We start from the raw sequence: 16,574 nt of genomic DNA on the forward strand, positions 1-16,574 counted from the left end.
CCGCTACCACGGCAAGTTCAGTTTTGAGTGTTTCTCACATTTCAAAGGGGTCCTGGACAAACCAACGGTAATCGAAACAAACCTCAAGTACTACGGATATAACGAAAAACAAATGGGATTAATAAAAAAGTTGGGCTAAACTAGAATGGAAAACTATGTCCTTCAAAATATGTTATGCCCCATCACAAATGGGGCATAACGTATTTCACAAAATACCAAGCCGATAATATAGATAAGGGGAAAATAAAGGCAGGGTTAACAAATATGGATTCATGAAAATCGACAGTACTAAAGGATTTATAATTCTATAATAAATTTCAAAAGAGCATTTTGGTCGTCTCAACAATTTATTATTATTTTTTAGTTACCACATTGGATTTTCCCATATCCTTTCTAAAAGAAGAAAGAACCCAATCCTAACCAAAAGCAAATAGTCTTTTTTCGGTCTAATTTTATATATTAAATCAACTAATTCTAAGTAATGTTGACCGAACATGGCCTCTTATTTATTGCCGAAAGAAACGGAATCACATCAAATTGCGGGAGACGGAAGGAAGGGTCAAAAGAGGGTATCAAAACAATGCCCATTCTTTTGGCAAATACTTAATTCTTTGTGGTGCCTATTACATAATAAAATAAGGATTTTACTCCTTAAAATCAATCTGAAGCTGTTCTACTTTTCCACCCCGAAGCACTTGCAAAACCAAGGACTTCTGATCAAACAGTTGTGCTCTTTGCTCGTTATTTTGCTGAAGGTTTTCAAAAGATTCCTGGGTAAGAGGAAGACCATTCACCGAAAGGATGATATCACCTCCCAAAACCAATTGATTTCCACTTACGGAAATACCCTCAAAACCTCCCTTTAATCCAGCATAATATGCAGGGGAAAAGACCACAACGGATTCCACCAACATACCACCTCCATTTGGGACATTCAATATCCAAGATAAGCTATTGTCCAGAATGTATCCATTGATACCCGTCCATCTCCTATTTTCATCGATAACAGCTTTTTTGGCCGAATTGGAAGTGGCTGCAAAACCGATGCCCTCAAATCCACCAGATTGAGTGATAATATAACTCGCTATGCCAATGACCTCACCTTTTAAATTGAACATGGGGCCGCCAGAATTTCCCTCATTTATGGAAGCATCGGTTTGAAACGATTCAGGCAATAGAAACCCGGAAGTTCTTTCTTTTTTAGAATGCTTCCCACTGATATGACCTACGGAGAGGGAGTGCTCCAGCCCGTGGGGAGCACCTACAATAATGATTTCATCTCCAATGGAAACCGATTCGGAATCTCCCAATTTAGCAACATTGGATACCTTGGGAACCCAAGATAGCTTGAGCAAGGCAACATCTGCATTAGGAGCCGATCTAAAAACTTTTGCAGGAATTTCTTCCCCGTTTAAAAAACTAACCTTTATCCGCTCGGCATCGTTGACCACATGGGCCGCTGTCAAAACCTCATTTTCTGATATCAATACCCCGGAACCCAGTCCTTCAACGGTGGTTCTTTGATTGTTATTCCCTAAGGCTTTGGATTCCGTAAAAAGGGTGACCACCGAGGGATTAACATTTTTGTAAAGCTTTGAAATATCTTGGGCCATACCCAAGGTGAAACCAGAAACAAAGAAGATTGTGATAAATACTTTTGACTGCATATGGCAAATATACTTTTATTGGATAACATTCTTGTAAATAGAAGTACAAAGCCCAAATACTATAGTACAGAATAACACATTCATATTTCGTTAATTAGCAAGCGGAGTAACTGGAACCTTCGATTCCAAATAGTTCCTTTACTCACAGTAAAATAATACCGTTCTATGTTTTATGTCGTTTTAAACTATGGTTAATGGTATCCTTGGGAATGAAACATCCCTCAATTTAATCGATTACACATTGAAAAAGTCTGAACTCGATTCCAAAATTAATCTAGTCTGTTAAACCATAAGGCAGCTTTGACAAACTGTCAGTTTCAATTCTAGGAGAGCTTCAACAATTTTGGAATTCCCTTTTTGATGCTTTAGACCGCTTGATAGTTATTACTCTCTTAAAATGGCAGCTCCTTTATCGAATTTTTCAATGTCTCTGAGGATGATATTCTTCTTAGCTAATTTTGCTTAGCACATACATGACATTAAGTCGTCTAAAAAGATAGCTCTCACATTTATCTTCAAAACACACATTCTTTACCTGATTCATCAAAATAATACTTTTGTTTTCAAAATAGATAGGTTGACAATTTATATTAATATTACTTTTACAATAAGAAAGCACCTTTGGAATGACAGTGTGTAATTGGTACCTCAACTCAGTGCGAAAAGTTGGTTGATTTCAATACTTTACCAACAACGGAAGGAATTGTTTTGTACCTGAAGTAGTCTACCACAAGTATCAATTGTAAAATTTAGGTTGTAAAGAAAGATAAAGCTTTTTAGGAATTCTGAGGAAAATGATTCTCGTAAAAAAAATCGAAAACCTTTAGGAACATGGTATTTTTATGAAGTACGGATATTATAGATTAATTTGAAAAATTAAAGGTTGGCAAATGAGTATTGAAGCAAACCGTATACACGGTTATGACCGTAGTGGGCGTTATTTCAACCAATCCCGTATTTCCTGTTGTTTTATATATTGAATGCCCTCTTTTCCTTGCTTAAAGGCATTCACCATAGCCTCCGCCAATACTTTGGTGGATAATGGGCTTTGTGATTTCAAGACGCCAAGGGAATTCAAAAAACTTATGATTTTTACACCCCAAACTTCGGTTCCGCGTTTGCTGCCCTTTCTATCTAACAGAGGAGGTTTTAAGATAATCGTTTTTCTAAATTCTAATTTTTTTATGGCCTCTTCCAATTGCCCTTTCATTCGGGAATAAAAAATAGGAGATTTTGAAGAGGCGTTTGCCGCGGAAACCAAAACATAATTCTCCACTCCGTTGTCTCTGGCTGCTTTTGCAAATTCATATTGGTATCCATAATCCACTTTCCATTGCTGTTCTTTGCTACCTGCTGCCTTTACGGTAGTACCTAAACAGGAGAACAATACTCCTCCTTGGACTAGATGCCTCCATTCTTCCGTTTGATCAAAATCGATAAGATGGGTAGTCAGTTTATCCCTTTTGGGCATGCCCCGTCTCACAAAAATGTGCGCTTCGTGGATATCGTCATCCTCCAGGAGTATATTTAAGAGGTCTTTTCCCGTAGCCCCGGTTGCTCCTATAATCAATGCTTTCATGTTAGTATTTCATATTCCGTTTTCCCTCCCATTTAGTGATAAAATTACAAATCATTTGATAATAAATAAATTCACAGCATTTTGCAGCCTCAATTTAATTTATCTTGTGGGATGATATGAAATTCAGTAAGAAGTATGAAAGGGACTATCATTGGTATTTATCCGTAATAGACGTTTTTTCCTTTGATGGTACCGAGGAATACCATAATAATCAAGGTGTTGATCTAATTCAATTTGACCGACGTGGCCGAACTGCAAAAGAGTGCTTTTACCTCTATGACAGTAACGGTATTATCAAACCAACATGTGAACCTGAAAAATTAAAGGCCCTCTACAAAACCAAGGGAAGTGTCAACCTTCACATTAAAATGTTTGCAAAAGATAGAGCTAAGGGTTATTTGCCCAGGATTGAGTTTGAAAAAATGTGTAAGGAGTTCAATGTACCGGATTGGTTTGTCGTAGCTGTAGAAAATCAAAAGGAAAAATATTACGAGTAATTAGAGCTAAATGGACAGACCATACTAGATTTTGGGTGCCGCAACTTAAATTTTGACATAAGCGTATTATTTTTCTAGGTTTTTTTCATTAATTAACCTAGGGTAAATGATTCAAATCAAAGAGTCCATAGCTTTGTCCAGTCCCTAATATAATACCATTAATGATGAAATCAATTTATTCAAGAGTTAAAAACGAATGGGAGGAGGGCTATTGGATATACGAAGGAATTTCAATCGTTGCTTTCACTACTTTTGGGGGAGTTCCGCTTTTTGAAGTATTATTCAATGACCATAGGATTTTCCAAACGGTACAAGTGCTTAATATTCTGATTGTATGTAGCGTAGTGGCCCCTATAATCTTGGCCGTTCAAAAACCACGAATCGTGTTTCGTACTTTCGTGACATTACTTATTGTTAATATGGTGGAACTTATAATATTCAACTTTCAACTATGAAAAGATTTTCTGTCTATACCAGAACCATGAAGTTGAAGTTACCATTGCTTATGACATTAAGATAGAAATTAACTGTAAAAGTATAGTATTGTGATTCCATTGACTGACACCGCCAAAGTTGAAACATTCTGTTGGATGAATTGGACCTTAATCGGTTTGAATATTATCATTTTCTTTTTGGTAGCTGGGATAGATATGGAAAAGTTGCAACTATTAATCTTATATTTTGGAATTGTGCCGGAGAATTTCAGGGTACTCCTGATACATGGAATGACAGAAAATTTAGGTTTGGCTGGATTGACACTTATCACCAGTCAATTCCTGCACGGCGGTCTTGGCCACCTTATAGGAAATATGTGGACCCTTTACATATTTGGTGACAATGTGGAAGAGCGAATGGGAAGTTGGGGATATCTGATTTTCTATCTGCTTTGTGGAGTAATCGCTGGATTGACCCATGTTTTTATCAACCCTGACTCTGCAGTACCTACAATTGGGGCATCAGGTGCTATCTCGGGTGTCATGGGAGCTTATTTATTCCTTTTTCCCAAGAGTAAGGTTGTGTTTTTAATACCCTGGTTTGTTCCAATAGTGTTCATTCCATCAATATTCTATTTAGCTCTATGGTTCCTTGGTCAATCCTTAGGTGGTAGTTGGCAGGTCCTTACTTCCGAAACAGGGGGTGTGGCCTTTTGGGCTCATATAGGTGGGTTTATTGGCGGAATATTGATTCATTGGATTTTCGTTTTGGGAAATCGACTAAGAACCAAGGTGAAATTTTAAAGAACTAATTAAAATCAATATACTATGGAAGGTTTATCAGGGTTATTATGGATTTTTATTATCGTATCAGCCATACAGCCGGTTATTGCGCGGCAGTTACTTCAAGACGAAAGGCGAAAATTGATACAAAAACTGGAAAAAGAGCAAAAGTCCAAGGTCATTGCCCTTATCCATCGTCAAGAAAGCATGGCCTTATTAGGCTTCCCCATGGTAAAGTACATCAACTTGGAAGATTCCGAGGAGGTTCTCAGGGCCATTGGAGCCACCAAACCTGACGAAACCATTGATTTTGTTTTACACACTCCTGGTGGATTGGTACTGGCAGCAATGCAAATTGCCCGAGCCATTGAACAACATCCGGGCAAGGTAAGGGTCATTGTTCCGCATTATGCCATGTCCGGAGGCACCCTGATTTCTTTGGCTGCTGACGAAATCATCATGAGCCCCCATGCCGTACTGGGCCCCGTAGACCCACAACTGGGTAGCTTGCCCGCCCCCTCTTTGGTCAAGCTAAAAAAGGAAAAATCAATTGATCATATTGACGATAAGACCTTGATTATGGCGGACATGGCCGATAAGGCCATTCATCAACTGCAATCAGGTATCAAGGAAATCATGACCTCCACTTATGGCGAAGAAAAGGCTGAAGAGATTTCCAATATGTTAACTGAAGGAAGATGGACACATGATTATGGCATAACCGCAAGATTTGCCAAGGAAATTGGTCTTAATGTAAGCACCGAAATTCCAAATGATGTCTTAGCACTCATGCAGATGTATAGGCAACCGACGAGGTTGGCAGTGCCTACGGTTGACTATTTACAAAAAAAATAAGTTACCTTAAAACCACCATTGGGGCATAATGCCCCTACTTAAGATTGAAGATTAACCATGCATAATTTGGGAATGGTATTCTCCGGAGGAGGGGTAAAGGGTGCAGCCCACATTGGAGTCCTTAAGGCCTTGGAGGAACATGACATAAAACCAACCTGTGTTGCCGGTACCAGTGCGGGAGCAATGGCTGCAGCCTTTTACGCCTGTGGCTATAAGTCTGACGAAGTTCTGGGGTTAATGACAAGTAGGAATTTTTTAAAGTTCAGTTCCCTTTCATGGGCCAAGGCGGGTATGTTAGAACCGAAACTGTTCTTGAAGGTATTTGCTGACTTTTTTAGGGACAGGACATTTGAATCCCTGGATATCGAGTTGCATGTGGCTACAACCAATATTGTGGAAGGTTCCCTAAGGGTTTTTACCAAAGGGCCCATTTTGAAGCCTCTACTGGCTTCTTGTGCCTTTCCCTTTATTTTTTCACCGGTTCCAATTGAAGAATCATTGTACTCCGATGGTGGGATCATCAATAATTTTCCTACCGAAAGCGTCGTGAAGCGTTGTAAAAATACTTTGGGTGTATACGTCAGTCCGTTACGTAAAATCACTAAAGAACAACTCAGGAATTCCATAGATGTGGCCGATCGTGCTTATAGGATATCAAACAGGTATGAATCCATGTCGAAGAGGCAACAATGTACCTGGGTCATTGAACCTCCGGAACTTGAGCATTATGGGACTTTTACCCTAAGCAAGATTAAGGAAATTTTTGAAATTGGATATACCTATGGCAACCAAATGGTAGAGCGCATACATTCGGATTTGGAATAGGGCATACTTTCAAAATCATATACCCATGGCAACTATGGTTTCAAGTCAAATCACTTTTAATTTAGGTGCAAATCGTTTTTTACCCAAGAATAAGCCCTTTCATAATTTAGCTTCATACTAATTAGAGAGGACCACCAAGCTATAATTTTGGTTACTTCTTTCGACCCTTACAAAATTATGAGGCCACATAACTTTGTCATCGCTTTTATCATGGCTTTTTTATCCTCTTTTTATTGTTTAGGCAAGTAAAGATTCAAAAAAATGATACCAAATGGGACAATTTCATTTACGATATAGGCTCTATATTTGGAGAAATTGGCTATTCTTCTATTCGTCCATTATATTAGAAAGGGGAACAATTCCGAAACCTGGGTATTCTTGTGGCCGGAACCGTTGTCCCCTTCTTAATTGATGAAGATGTTCATAAGTGGATTGATGACTTCCGTGGTGATGTACCCTCGGTTATCAATGATTATGACATTGAATACGGAAACCCATCAAACAATTATGCTTTGACCGACTCCGTAATCCTTAAAAGACTTTTTACCAAAATGAGAGGCTGAGAAGAACAAGCGTTTAGTTGATATCGTCAACAAATGCAACCGGTTTACTTCAACAATTAGGTCAGTGTGCAGTCTAAAGGGCAAGGCCGAAGACCAATAAAAGAGCTTACACCTTTGATCGTTGTTTAAATATCGAAAGAAAATCCTCTTTTGATTCTTTTCCTTCGGGCCATGCTATGCTCATCTTTCCCAAGGCCTGCGCCAATGGAAAAAAATTTAAAGACCTTTGGTTTAAAGTTGTGATATATAACGTTGGCTTAGTTCCTGTTGCGGCGCAGTTCATCGATTTGTTCGATTGAATAATGATGTTATCTTCGGCTCGATTGTGACTATCTTTATCGTTAATTCGATATATCGTTATCTCGAAAGGCGTTGCGACGAAAGATACAACACTTCGAAATCAAATATGTTGGATTGGACACCTACAATTCACCCAACCGGCTTGGGGTGATTGTGAATTTTCGAGATTGCGACTACGGAGAAAATCAATAAATCAAGAAAAGAATCACTTATTATGTTTAGTAATCAAGAGTTAAGTAAAGGTTGTACTCGTTGGATGATATATCTCTTTCTTTTGCCTTTTATTATATCAGCTCAAATCAACGAAAGTGATTCCATTACGTTTCGAACAAAACTTAGTTTGAGCGGTTTTTGGCAAGGGGGAAATGTCGAAACCCTAATTTTCAGGACAAAATCGGATGTCAGTTTTAGGACGGGCAAAAAATGGGTATTTAAAACCACCAATTCCTATGTTTATCAAGAATCTGACAGAGTAAAGTCTGATGAAGATCTTTTAAGTATGAATTTCATTTATTTCAACCCGGAACGAAGGATATACCCTTTTGCGCTAGGTATCATTAATACTGATTTTGCTAGGGATATAAACTTACGATATAATTTTGGAATCGGAGGAACTTACCAAATTTTGAGGAAGAAAGAGCATTGGTTGAAACTTGCAATTAATGCGGGATATGAACAAACCGACTTTGCCAGTTCTGACTTCAACCGCCCGGAGTTTAACGGAACAAGTTCCATAAGCACTTTACGCGCAACGTTTTGGGTCAATGGAAAGTACGAACTATTGAAAAAAAAATTAGTGTTCGGTCATGAGAGCTATTTTCAGCCATCATTAGAACAGAGCAACAATTTTCGTTGGCAGGCCGACTTAAGCCTCGAGATGCCCGTTTGGGAATTTTTGAACGTCAAAATCAATTATTTGCACATTCATGAGAGTGTCGTAGTTGAAGAACAGAAGAAGGAAGACCGACTTTTGACAATAGGTTTTACTCTAAATACTCAATGACCCAAGCTAATTAAATTAAAAGCGAAAGTTTTATTTATGCCCTTGGCTTTCTTTGGTACGGGACCCGATATTGACTCACCGGATGACATATCTTTCAACCGTGCATTGATTTCCTTCATATTGGTCAGGATATGCCTAATCACAGGATTTGAGGAAGAAGAGTTTCGAAGCTCTTCCTGACGAAAACCAAAAATGGTATCCAATCTCCGAATAATCAAGGATATTCCGATGAATCCAAGAAAAAGCATTGGAATTGAAATCAATAAATTATTCAAAAATAACCCTGCCTATGGTGGTATCCTTATAGGCCTCCAAAAAGACAAAACCAATCATAAGAAATTGAACGTAGCCGATATACATCCGTGCCCGGTCGATATAGACCTTCCATCTTATCAAAGTTCTCTTGTTTGCTTTAATTTGTGCCATGTTCTATTTTTTAATTCTTTGTTCTTATGCTTTGATAGCGACTCCTTGGTTCGTCTGATGAACCTATAAATTACACGATCTTCAAAAAAAGCTAAATCCCAATAAACCTTTTATTTCTAATTTTAATGGAAAATTTACATTATTTTAATGATTTACTTACGAAAAATTATTTTTTGAATTGGTCCTATGAAGAAGTTTACTTTTGAACAGATACAAGCCAAGGTAGGCAGTTTGGACAAAGAGTTTGTTGAAAAGGTATTCCTGCTGACCAATGGCATGATTGAGGTGCATGGTTTTGAGCGTGAAACAGCTTATCACAGCGCCCTTGAGATTGCCAGTAGCTGGTTGATGAATGGGAAAAGTTATTTTCCCAAATCGAAAGGATAAATAAATCCACCTCGTGGATACCTTCAATGATTTTAATTTTTCGATGACCGCTTCCTATTATTTACCCCTTCTAATGGAATCCAATATTTGGGAACACCATTAGTCAATTCAATAACCTCCCTATCATAAAAGGGAAGATATCCTTACTCGTTTTCTCTGGTTACCCGAACCTTTCTATTAAAGAGTATAATAATGTTCTGCCCTTCTTTTTCCTGTCCCAAAACACTGCGATAGGAATAATTTCCTGTTTCAAAATGGACAGCGTACCATCCCATAGCGGATTCCTCCAATAGTTTGGAATTTACATCATCCATGAATCCTGATTGATCGGACCATTGGTAGGTATACATCATTATTTTCGATTCTATTTTGAAACTGGGTCCTTCAATTTTTTCCTGTGCTTTTGCACCCAAGAATATGGAAAGAGCTAGAAGAAAAAGAAATGTTTTTTTCATAATTAAATGATATTACTGGTAGTGGTATCCACGCCAACAAAGCCTCGTGGACCACTACGGTTACTTCCCTTATCGAATTTACAACTTATAATGTGCCGGCCTTTGGGTTTGGATAGTTGTCCGATTGATCTTCGGTAGTTTCATCCATACACATGAAATCTTTTTCCAGCGTCAATTTTAGCATGTTACCCCTCTGAAGGCTTTGGTTGTGATAAAAACCGACCCGATCAGTAGTATCCCAATCCATTAAAAGGATATTTGGAATATAGAGTAGTATCCGGTTGCCGTTAAAAGAGACAAAAAGGTTTTCGTGTACGGCAGAAGCCTTTATTGCATATGTGAATTCAGAAGTATCGAACTCTGTTTTCTCTTCAAAATACCCTGCCCTACACAATTCCGAAACTTCGGATTTTGTTAAACGGAAGCGTACCGAATTTCCCCGTATCCTAATTTTCATTTGTTTTGTCTTTAAACGTTTTCAGGTTCAAGAACCTCCTTTTTCTTATATCTCAATTCGCCCAGTTCTATCCCAATGGCCGCTTTGGCTAGAATTGTAAAGACAAAGGCTCCCATGGCCCAAATGCCGAGAGTAACCCAGATTTCAATCCATGTTGGGGTATATTCTGCAATTTTACCGTATGGTCCCGGGATGAATCCGGGGACAATAAGGCCAAACCCTTTTTCAATCCAAATGGCAATAAAAAGAATGAAGCAGCAGAAATAGAGTACCTTGAAATTATTGCGAAACCTATGAAAGGTCAACATTACAGTGGCAAATACATTCAATGGTATTGCCGTCCAAATCCATGGCAAAAGAGCTGTTTTTCCATCCATCCCAAAGTAAAGATAAAAGGCACTTTCACTGTGATGGGTAGGCGCGTAAAATTCCTTGAACAATTCAGATACCAACATAATCAGATTGATTTGCGCAGCTACAGTTACTATCAAAGCAATTTTCTTAATGGTCTTATCAGCAATGGAAAAATCGGTGAATTTTCGAATAAGTGCGAGCACTAAAATGATAAGGGCTGGTCCGGCCGCAAAGGCTGAAGCCAAAAACCTGGGCCCTAGGAGTGCATTGTTCCAAAAAGGTCTTGCCTGTAGCCCTTCATATAAAAAGGCAGTTACCAAATGAATGCCTACGGCCCAGAATACAGAAAGGATGGAACCCGGTACATAAACCTCATGTTTTGCTTCCTTACCTTGATAATGACAGTAGAGAATATACAGTGGTATAGAAAAGTTGATAAAGAGGTATCCATTAAGTACAATAACATCCCAAGTTAACATGGAATTTGGAAAATTGAACACCCCAATGCCAGGAATCATATGCCATACCACCCAGGGTCCTCCCATATCCGCAATGATAAAAGCAAGACACATAACAAGAGCCGCAACAGCCAAGCCCTCACCAAGTAAAACTGCTTGTTTGAAATCAATATCGTGCAGGATATAAGTGGGCATGACTAGCATAACAGCTGCTGCCGCCACACCAACCAGAAAGGTGAAGTTTGAAATATATAGGCCCCAACTAACCCTATCGGTCATTCCGGTGGCACTTAGGCCTTGTTCCAATTGTATGGAATAACAATACATGCCCAAAAGCATTACAATCGTCAGGAAAATCATCCAAATATGATATGTTCTGGAACCATAGGTGACATATCCAAAACTATCTCTTAACATATTTCCAAAAACCCTTAATGTTCTCATTGAACAGATTTTTTAATTAAATTCCACTTCTATTTATCAGTCCATAAAATACCAGAACTTGGGTTCGGTACCCAAATCCTCTTTCAATCTAAAAACCTGTTTGTTTTCAAGAACCCAACGAATGGTACTATTGGAATCCAAGAGGTTTCCAAAAATTCGAGCTCCCGTAGGACACGCCTCGACGCATGCGGGGTCTTGGCCCGATCTCGACCGTTGCACACAGAAGGTACATTTTTCCATTACACCCTTTTTTCGCATGCGGTTGCCTAAATAATGTTGGTTTTTATTTACCTCCTCTTCTAGCACCTCTGGTTTACTCCAGTTAAATCGTCTTCCATCATAAGGGCAAGCCGCCATACAATATCTACATCCTATGCACCAATCATAATCAATAACGACCAGCCCGTCTTCTTCACGCCAGGTTGCTTGGACAGGACAAACGTTCACACAGGGCGGATTATCGCAATGGAAGCATTGCGTGCCCATGTAAAAGTGTCCTTCGGCCGGTACTTCATGATAATAATTATCGTCAGCTTCATGAAACTTAAATCCCTGACCATCTTTCATTTCATGGATTCTTATATACTGCATTTGGGAATTCCTATCCTGATTGTTTTCCTCAACGCAAGCACTGACACAGTTCATATAGCCTTGGCACTTTGATATATTGAAAGCATAACCAAAAAGGACATCCTCCAATGCGTCGGTAGAGGACATTTTAATGTTCTTCTTTTTCCGAAGTTGGTAGGAACGTACCAATCGGTCAACGGTGGCCTGTTTTTCCTCTTTGGTCATTAACTTATAATTTCCCTTGAACTGTTCCTCCCAGTCGATTTGAGCCTTTTCCTTGGCTTCTTCCCCAGCCGTTACGCTGCAAGAAGTGTGTATGGCCCCAGCTCCAACAAGGAGGCTGGCCGTTAATTTTCGAAATGCCGTCCTACGGTCCATCCTAACATCAAACACTTGCTGAAAGCCATCTTTTTTGGTCTGGCCGACAGCCGTATCTTCCATAAGCTCCCTTTCTACGGCAGCATCAAACTCTTCGGCGGTTATAGAGTATTGGTTTTTAGGTTTAACGCTATCCAAACCACAGCCTCCTTCGGTCTTTCCACATCCACAGGTTTCTGAAGCCGCCTGTTTGTTGTTAAGACCTAAATCCAATTGAAACCATTTCTTTTTATTTTCCATGCAACAGTTCTTACTAAGCTATTTTCGTTCTATTTCCATTTGTGAATTAAATCTGATAGGCCATTTTGGAGGAATCTGAGGTTGGTGGGGGTTGTGACAGTTGACACAGGTCATTGATGCCCTTGGTTTGGCCCACCCTCCAATATTTTTTCCGTGGGCGCCACCTTTCCAATCTTCAAACTGGGGACTATGACACTGAGCACATAGCAAGTAACTCATATTAAAATCAACCTGATCATTGGCCAAGCTTTTCAAATGATTCATATCGTTACCGTTATGACAGGTAGCACAATTCATGGTACTCGCATTGGCATGTTTCATTTCGACATCCCAATGTGCCCTTTGAATTCGCGAATCCTTTTGCATCCCCACCAATGGTCTCGAATGGCACTCGGTACAGGAAAAAGATTTTATTTGACTTTTTCGTTCCGGTATCAAAAAGGTATGTCCACCCTCTGAGATTTCCACCAATTCATAATCATTGATATAAGCTTCCGAAGAAATATCGATTCCATGATACGTTTTACTCTTTTCCGTAATTTTTTCTTCAAGATTGTGGTATTCTGATTCTTTGTGCTTGCAGGAAAAGAGAAGACAGATCAAGAACGACCCTATTGCTGTTGCTTTTGCTTTCATCTTGAGCCGTTATTTGTTCTCAGGAACAATTTTACATTTTGAATCTCATGAAGCTTGGGAACATGACATTGTCTACAATTCACACGTTCTGGATGACTTACCCAAATCTCCTTAACGGCTGAGGGTCCAGCATGACAGGCAAGACAATTTTCCCGCATTTGCAATTGATGGGGAATTACAGGTGGACTACCAGGAAGCGCATTGTTCACCCCAATTTCGGGCGCGGGCTTTTTATAAAAATCCGTGGCCACAAATGTTCTCTGTACCTGTTGTTCTATATGGCATTGTTTACAATTGATCATTTCGGGATGTGGGGTCACTGGTGCATAAGCATTGAATTTTTCAACGAATCCACCATTCTCATGGCATTGAAGACAGTTATTTCCTCCAATACCCATTTTCTCGCTTACTGGATGTGGAATGCTTGGAGGGGCCCCCGGATAGGCCCTGTTGTCATAATAGGTGGCTATGGTTCTTCTATGCTGTTCATCTATTGGTATCCTCGCATAGTCAAGAGCTTTATCCGAACGCTCAAAGACCTTGATTTCCGATGGGATTACAGGGCCTTTTTCCACCTCGTTTATGGGTATGTAAGCTTCTTCCAAACCTTGATAGTAGCTATAGGTCCAATTGGCCAGAAAAGCTGTGAATAAAATGGCAAAAATCAACAATATGCCCACTCTCTTTTTCATACTAAGCCTTTTCAACCTTTACCGCACATTTTTTATAGTCAGGTTCTTTTGAAATAGGGCAAAAGGAGTCAAGCGTAATATCGTTGATAAGCATGCTCTCATCAAAAAACGGAACAAATACCTGCATTGGTGCCGGCACCCCACGTTCGTTCACCGAAGCGGGTAAGGTGATTTCACCCCTTCTGGTGGTCAATTTGACCCGGTCCCCGGTATTGATGTCCATTCTTTTCGCATCATCTGGATGCAGTTCAACATAACCATGGGGCATTGCCTGATGGAGCACGGGTATTCGCCTAGTCATGGAACCGGTATGCCAATGTTCCACAACCCGTCCTGTTCCCAACCAGAAGGGGTATTCCCCGTCCGGTTCTTCTGCTGCCGGCTCGTAAGGGCGTTGCCAAATAATAGCCTTACCATCCTTTTTACCATAAAAATGAAAGTCCTTTCCATTGGAGCAAGCAGGATCGTATTTTGAGTTAAAACGCCATTTGGTCTCCTTTCCATCGACAAATGGCCACATTGCTCCTGGTTGTGATTTCAAAACTTCCAATGGAGCTAAATTGTGTTTCTTGCCTTCATGATGCTTACGGTATTCATTGTAGATCTCTTCAATATGGCTTACTTCCTGGTAATAAAACTGTTTTTCAAAGCCCAAGCGTTTTGCGACCTCTACAATTTGCCAAGTATCACTCATGGCTTCTCCAGGAGGTTCCACCATTTGTTCAAAGTGCTGTGTCCTGCGCTCAGAGTTACCGTACAAACCCTCGCGTTCCACCCACATGGCGGAGGGGAGAATTACATCAGCAATATCCGTCGTTGGGGTAGGGTACACATCGGAAACTACAATAAAGCGCCCCTCTTTCTTGGCCCCGTCCCTATAACGTTTCAGTTTGGGCATGGTGACCATAGGATTGGTCACTTGTATCCACATAAACCGAATATCGCCTCGATCTAGTGCACGGAACATTTCTACCGTATGATAGGTAGGTTTTGGGTCAATGTTTTCGACGGGTACATCCCAAATCTTGGCGGCAAATTCACGATTTTCCTTATTGGCGACGACTCCGTGTGGCAGTTTATGGGTCAGGGTACCCACTTCCCTTACGGTTCCACAGGCACTGGGTTGACCGGTCAACGAAAATGGACTGTTCCCCGGACTGGAGATTTTGCCGGTAAGCAAATGAATGTTATACACTAGATTGTTTATCCATGTACCTCTCGAATGCTGGTTCATACCCATACACCAAAATGACATGACCTTGGTATTGGGATTACCAAACATAGCAGCCAAGTATTTAATGTCCTTTACAGAAACCCCGGAAAGTTTGGATATCTTTTCTGGCGCATAGTCCTCTAAAAATGAGCGATACTCCTCGAAACCAATGGCCTCCGGTTTATCGGTGAACTGATAGTGATCTTCCAGACCATATCCCATATTCGTCAGGCCTTTACTGAAATTACAGTGCTCTTCAACAAAGGCTTTGTTCATCCATCCATTTTCAATGATTTCGTAGCAAATGGAATTGGCAATTGCCAAATCCGTTTGGGGATTGAAGATGATTGACTTATCGGCCGCCATGCTTGTTCTAGTGGTCCTTGTTGCCAAGTCAATTATTTTTACCCCCCTTCGGAGTCGCTGGTCCAATAATCTGGAAAACAATACGGGGTGCATTTCAGCCATGTTGTTGCCCCATAGGACAAAGGTGTCCGCATAGTCAATATCCTCATAGCAGCCCATGGGCTCATCAAGACCAAAGGAACTTAGAAAACCGGTCACGGCCGTAGCCATACAGAGCCGAGCATTGGCCTCCACATTATTAGTTCCAATACAGCCCTTGAAAAGCTTGGAAGCAGCGTACCCATCCGGTATGGTCCACTGTCCTGAGCCATATATTGATACCGAATCCTTACCAAACGCATCGATGGTTTCTTGCATTTTATTCGCAATCAAGTCCAATGCCTCTTTCATCGACGTTTTTACATATCGCCCATTTTTTTTGACCAGCGGTTGAATCAATCTGTCCGAGCCGTACAATGCCATAATGGAGTGGTATCCTTTTACGCAGCATAACCCCTTGTTAACAGGTGACATGGGATCACCTTTGACAGCTACTGCCTTTCCATTTTCCGTTCCTATCAGAACGCCGCAGCCTACCCCGCAAAAACGACAGGGAGCCTTTTTCCAGTCCAGGTCAGCATTTTCAGGAATACCTTCCTCCTGTTCCTTGGCAAACATGATTCCCGGAAACATTGCGGTAGCAGCTGTCATTGCCGACAGCACCGCCATCTTTTTTAAAAATTCGCGTCGGTTCGTAAGTAGGGATTGATACATGCTGTTTATTTTATGTATTAAAACCAGAGACCAAAGCCATGAGCTTTATCTCACGTATGTTTTCTAATTTTGCCTTTAATGACTCTTCTTCTTCCTTGGTTGTGGTATCAGTTATCAAAATCAATACATCTTCATTTTCCGCGGGAAGCACCTCGCATTGTTCAAAATCAGAAAGTGCAACGGTCAGTTGAATTTTTTTCCCTTGATGTGGATGAACCAAATAACTTTTTATCGGCATT

At 40.2% G+C, this 16,574-nt stretch carries 18 protein-coding genes; 7 read left to right on the top strand and 11 right to left on the bottom strand.

Annotated elements, in window-relative coordinates:
* Positions 1–644: 644 nt before the first annotated feature.
* Entirely contained in the window at positions 645–1,667 is a 1,023-nt protein-coding gene (locus Q0993_RS17710; RefSeq protein ID WP_299535593.1) for a trypsin-like peptidase domain-containing protein, read from the bottom strand.
* Between the two features lie 937 nt (positions 1,668–2,604).
* Positions 2,605–3,246 (bottom strand): NAD(P)H-binding protein, encoded by a 642-nt coding sequence (locus Q0993_RS17715; RefSeq protein ID WP_299535595.1) that lies wholly within the window; start codon positions 3,244–3,246, stop codon positions 2,605–2,607.
* A 116-nt stretch (positions 3,247–3,362) separates the two neighbouring features.
* On the opposite strand from Q0993_RS17715, the gene Q0993_RS17720 reads away from it, so the two are divergent.
* From Q0993_RS17720 to Q0993_RS17745, 6 genes are all read left to right on the top strand, one after another.
* Positions 3,363–3,743 (top strand): hypothetical protein, encoded by a 381-nt coding sequence (locus Q0993_RS17720; protein ID WP_299535598.1) that lies wholly within the window; start codon positions 3,363–3,365, stop codon positions 3,741–3,743.
* Between the two features lie 590 nt (positions 3,744–4,333).
* Complete coding sequence (locus tag Q0993_RS17725) at positions 4,334–4,981, top strand: rhomboid family intramembrane serine protease (protein ID WP_299535601.1); 648 nt, start codon at positions 4,334–4,336, stop codon at positions 4,979–4,981.
* A gap of 24 nt (positions 4,982–5,005) precedes the next feature.
* Complete coding sequence (locus tag Q0993_RS17730; protein WP_299535604.1) at positions 5,006–5,815, top strand: ATP-dependent Clp protease proteolytic subunit; 810 nt, start codon at positions 5,006–5,008, stop codon at positions 5,813–5,815.
* A gap of 57 nt (positions 5,816–5,872) precedes the next feature.
* On the top strand, positions 5,873–6,640 hold the full coding sequence (locus Q0993_RS17735) for a patatin-like phospholipase family protein (RefSeq protein WP_299535607.1): 768 nt from the start codon (positions 5,873–5,875) through the stop codon (positions 6,638–6,640).
* Between the two features lie 380 nt (positions 6,641–7,020).
* Positions 7,021–7,203: a hypothetical protein gene (locus Q0993_RS17740; protein ID WP_299535610.1), complete on the top strand. Its 183-nt coding sequence runs from the start codon at positions 7,021–7,023 to the stop codon at positions 7,201–7,203.
* Positions 7,204–7,843: 640 nt separating this feature from the next.
* On the top strand, positions 7,844–8,506 hold the full coding sequence (locus Q0993_RS17745) for a DUF481 domain-containing protein (RefSeq protein ID WP_299535612.1): 663 nt from the start codon (positions 7,844–7,846) through the stop codon (positions 8,504–8,506).
* A 267-nt stretch (positions 8,507–8,773) separates the two neighbouring features.
* On the opposite strand, the gene Q0993_RS17750 is transcribed toward Q0993_RS17745, so the two are convergent.
* Positions 8,774–8,932, bottom strand: a complete 159-nt coding sequence (locus tag Q0993_RS17750; RefSeq protein ID WP_299535614.1) for a hypothetical protein — start codon at positions 8,930–8,932, stop codon at positions 8,774–8,776.
* Between the two features lie 186 nt (positions 8,933–9,118).
* Here Q0993_RS17750 and Q0993_RS17755 point away from each other — a divergent pair, with 186 nt between their 5' ends.
* Positions 9,119–9,319, top strand: coding sequence for a hypothetical protein (locus tag Q0993_RS17755; RefSeq protein WP_299535616.1), 201 nt, complete (start codon positions 9,119–9,121; stop codon positions 9,317–9,319).
* Positions 9,320–9,462: 143 nt separating this feature from the next.
* Here the strand turns inward: Q0993_RS17755 and Q0993_RS17760 are convergent, their stop codons facing one another.
* The 8 genes from Q0993_RS17760 to Q0993_RS17795 form a co-directional block, all read right to left on the bottom strand.
* Positions 9,463–9,774: a hypothetical protein gene (locus Q0993_RS17760; protein WP_299535618.1), complete on the bottom strand. Its 312-nt coding sequence runs from the start codon at positions 9,772–9,774 to the stop codon at positions 9,463–9,465.
* An 85-nt stretch (positions 9,775–9,859) separates the two neighbouring features.
* A complete protein-coding gene (locus Q0993_RS17765; RefSeq protein WP_299535620.1) occupies positions 9,860–10,231 on the bottom strand; it encodes a hypothetical protein in 372 nt (123 codons plus the stop codon).
* An 11-nt stretch (positions 10,232–10,242) separates the two neighbouring features.
* Positions 10,243–11,487 carry a sulfate reduction electron transfer complex DsrMKJOP subunit DsrP gene (gene dsrP, locus Q0993_RS17770; RefSeq protein ID WP_299535622.1) on the bottom strand — a complete coding sequence of 415 codons (1,245 nt, stop codon included), beginning with the start codon at positions 11,485–11,487 and terminating at the stop codon, positions 10,243–10,245.
* A 36-nt stretch (positions 11,488–11,523) separates the two neighbouring features.
* The gene (locus Q0993_RS17775; RefSeq protein ID WP_299535625.1) at positions 11,524–12,675 is read right to left on the bottom strand and encodes a 4Fe-4S dicluster domain-containing protein; all 1,152 of its coding nucleotides are present in this window, start codon (positions 12,673–12,675) and stop codon (positions 11,524–11,526) included.
* An 18-nt stretch (positions 12,676–12,693) separates the two neighbouring features.
* Positions 12,694–13,311, bottom strand: a complete 618-nt coding sequence (locus Q0993_RS17780) for a cytochrome c3 family protein (RefSeq protein WP_299535627.1) — start codon at positions 13,309–13,311, stop codon at positions 12,694–12,696.
* Positions 13,308–14,003, bottom strand: coding sequence for a nitrate reductase cytochrome c-type subunit (locus Q0993_RS17785; protein ID WP_299535629.1), 696 nt, complete (start codon positions 14,001–14,003; stop codon positions 13,308–13,310). The genes Q0993_RS17780 and Q0993_RS17785 overlap by 4 nt, the downstream gene beginning before the upstream one ends.
* A gap of 1 nt (position 14,004) precedes the next feature.
* Complete coding sequence (locus Q0993_RS17790) at positions 14,005–16,335, bottom strand: molybdopterin-dependent oxidoreductase (RefSeq protein ID WP_299535631.1); 2,331 nt, start codon at positions 16,333–16,335, stop codon at positions 14,005–14,007.
* A 10-nt stretch (positions 16,336–16,345) separates the two neighbouring features.
* Positions 16,346–16,573, bottom strand: a complete 228-nt coding sequence (locus Q0993_RS17795) for a hypothetical protein (protein WP_299535633.1) — start codon at positions 16,571–16,573, stop codon at positions 16,346–16,348.
* Between the last annotated feature and the right edge of the window lies 1 nt (position 16,574).

This window comes from Ulvibacterium sp., assembly GCF_028285715.1.
Lineage (GTDB): Bacteria > Bacteroidota > Bacteroidia > Flavobacteriales > Flavobacteriaceae > Ulvibacterium.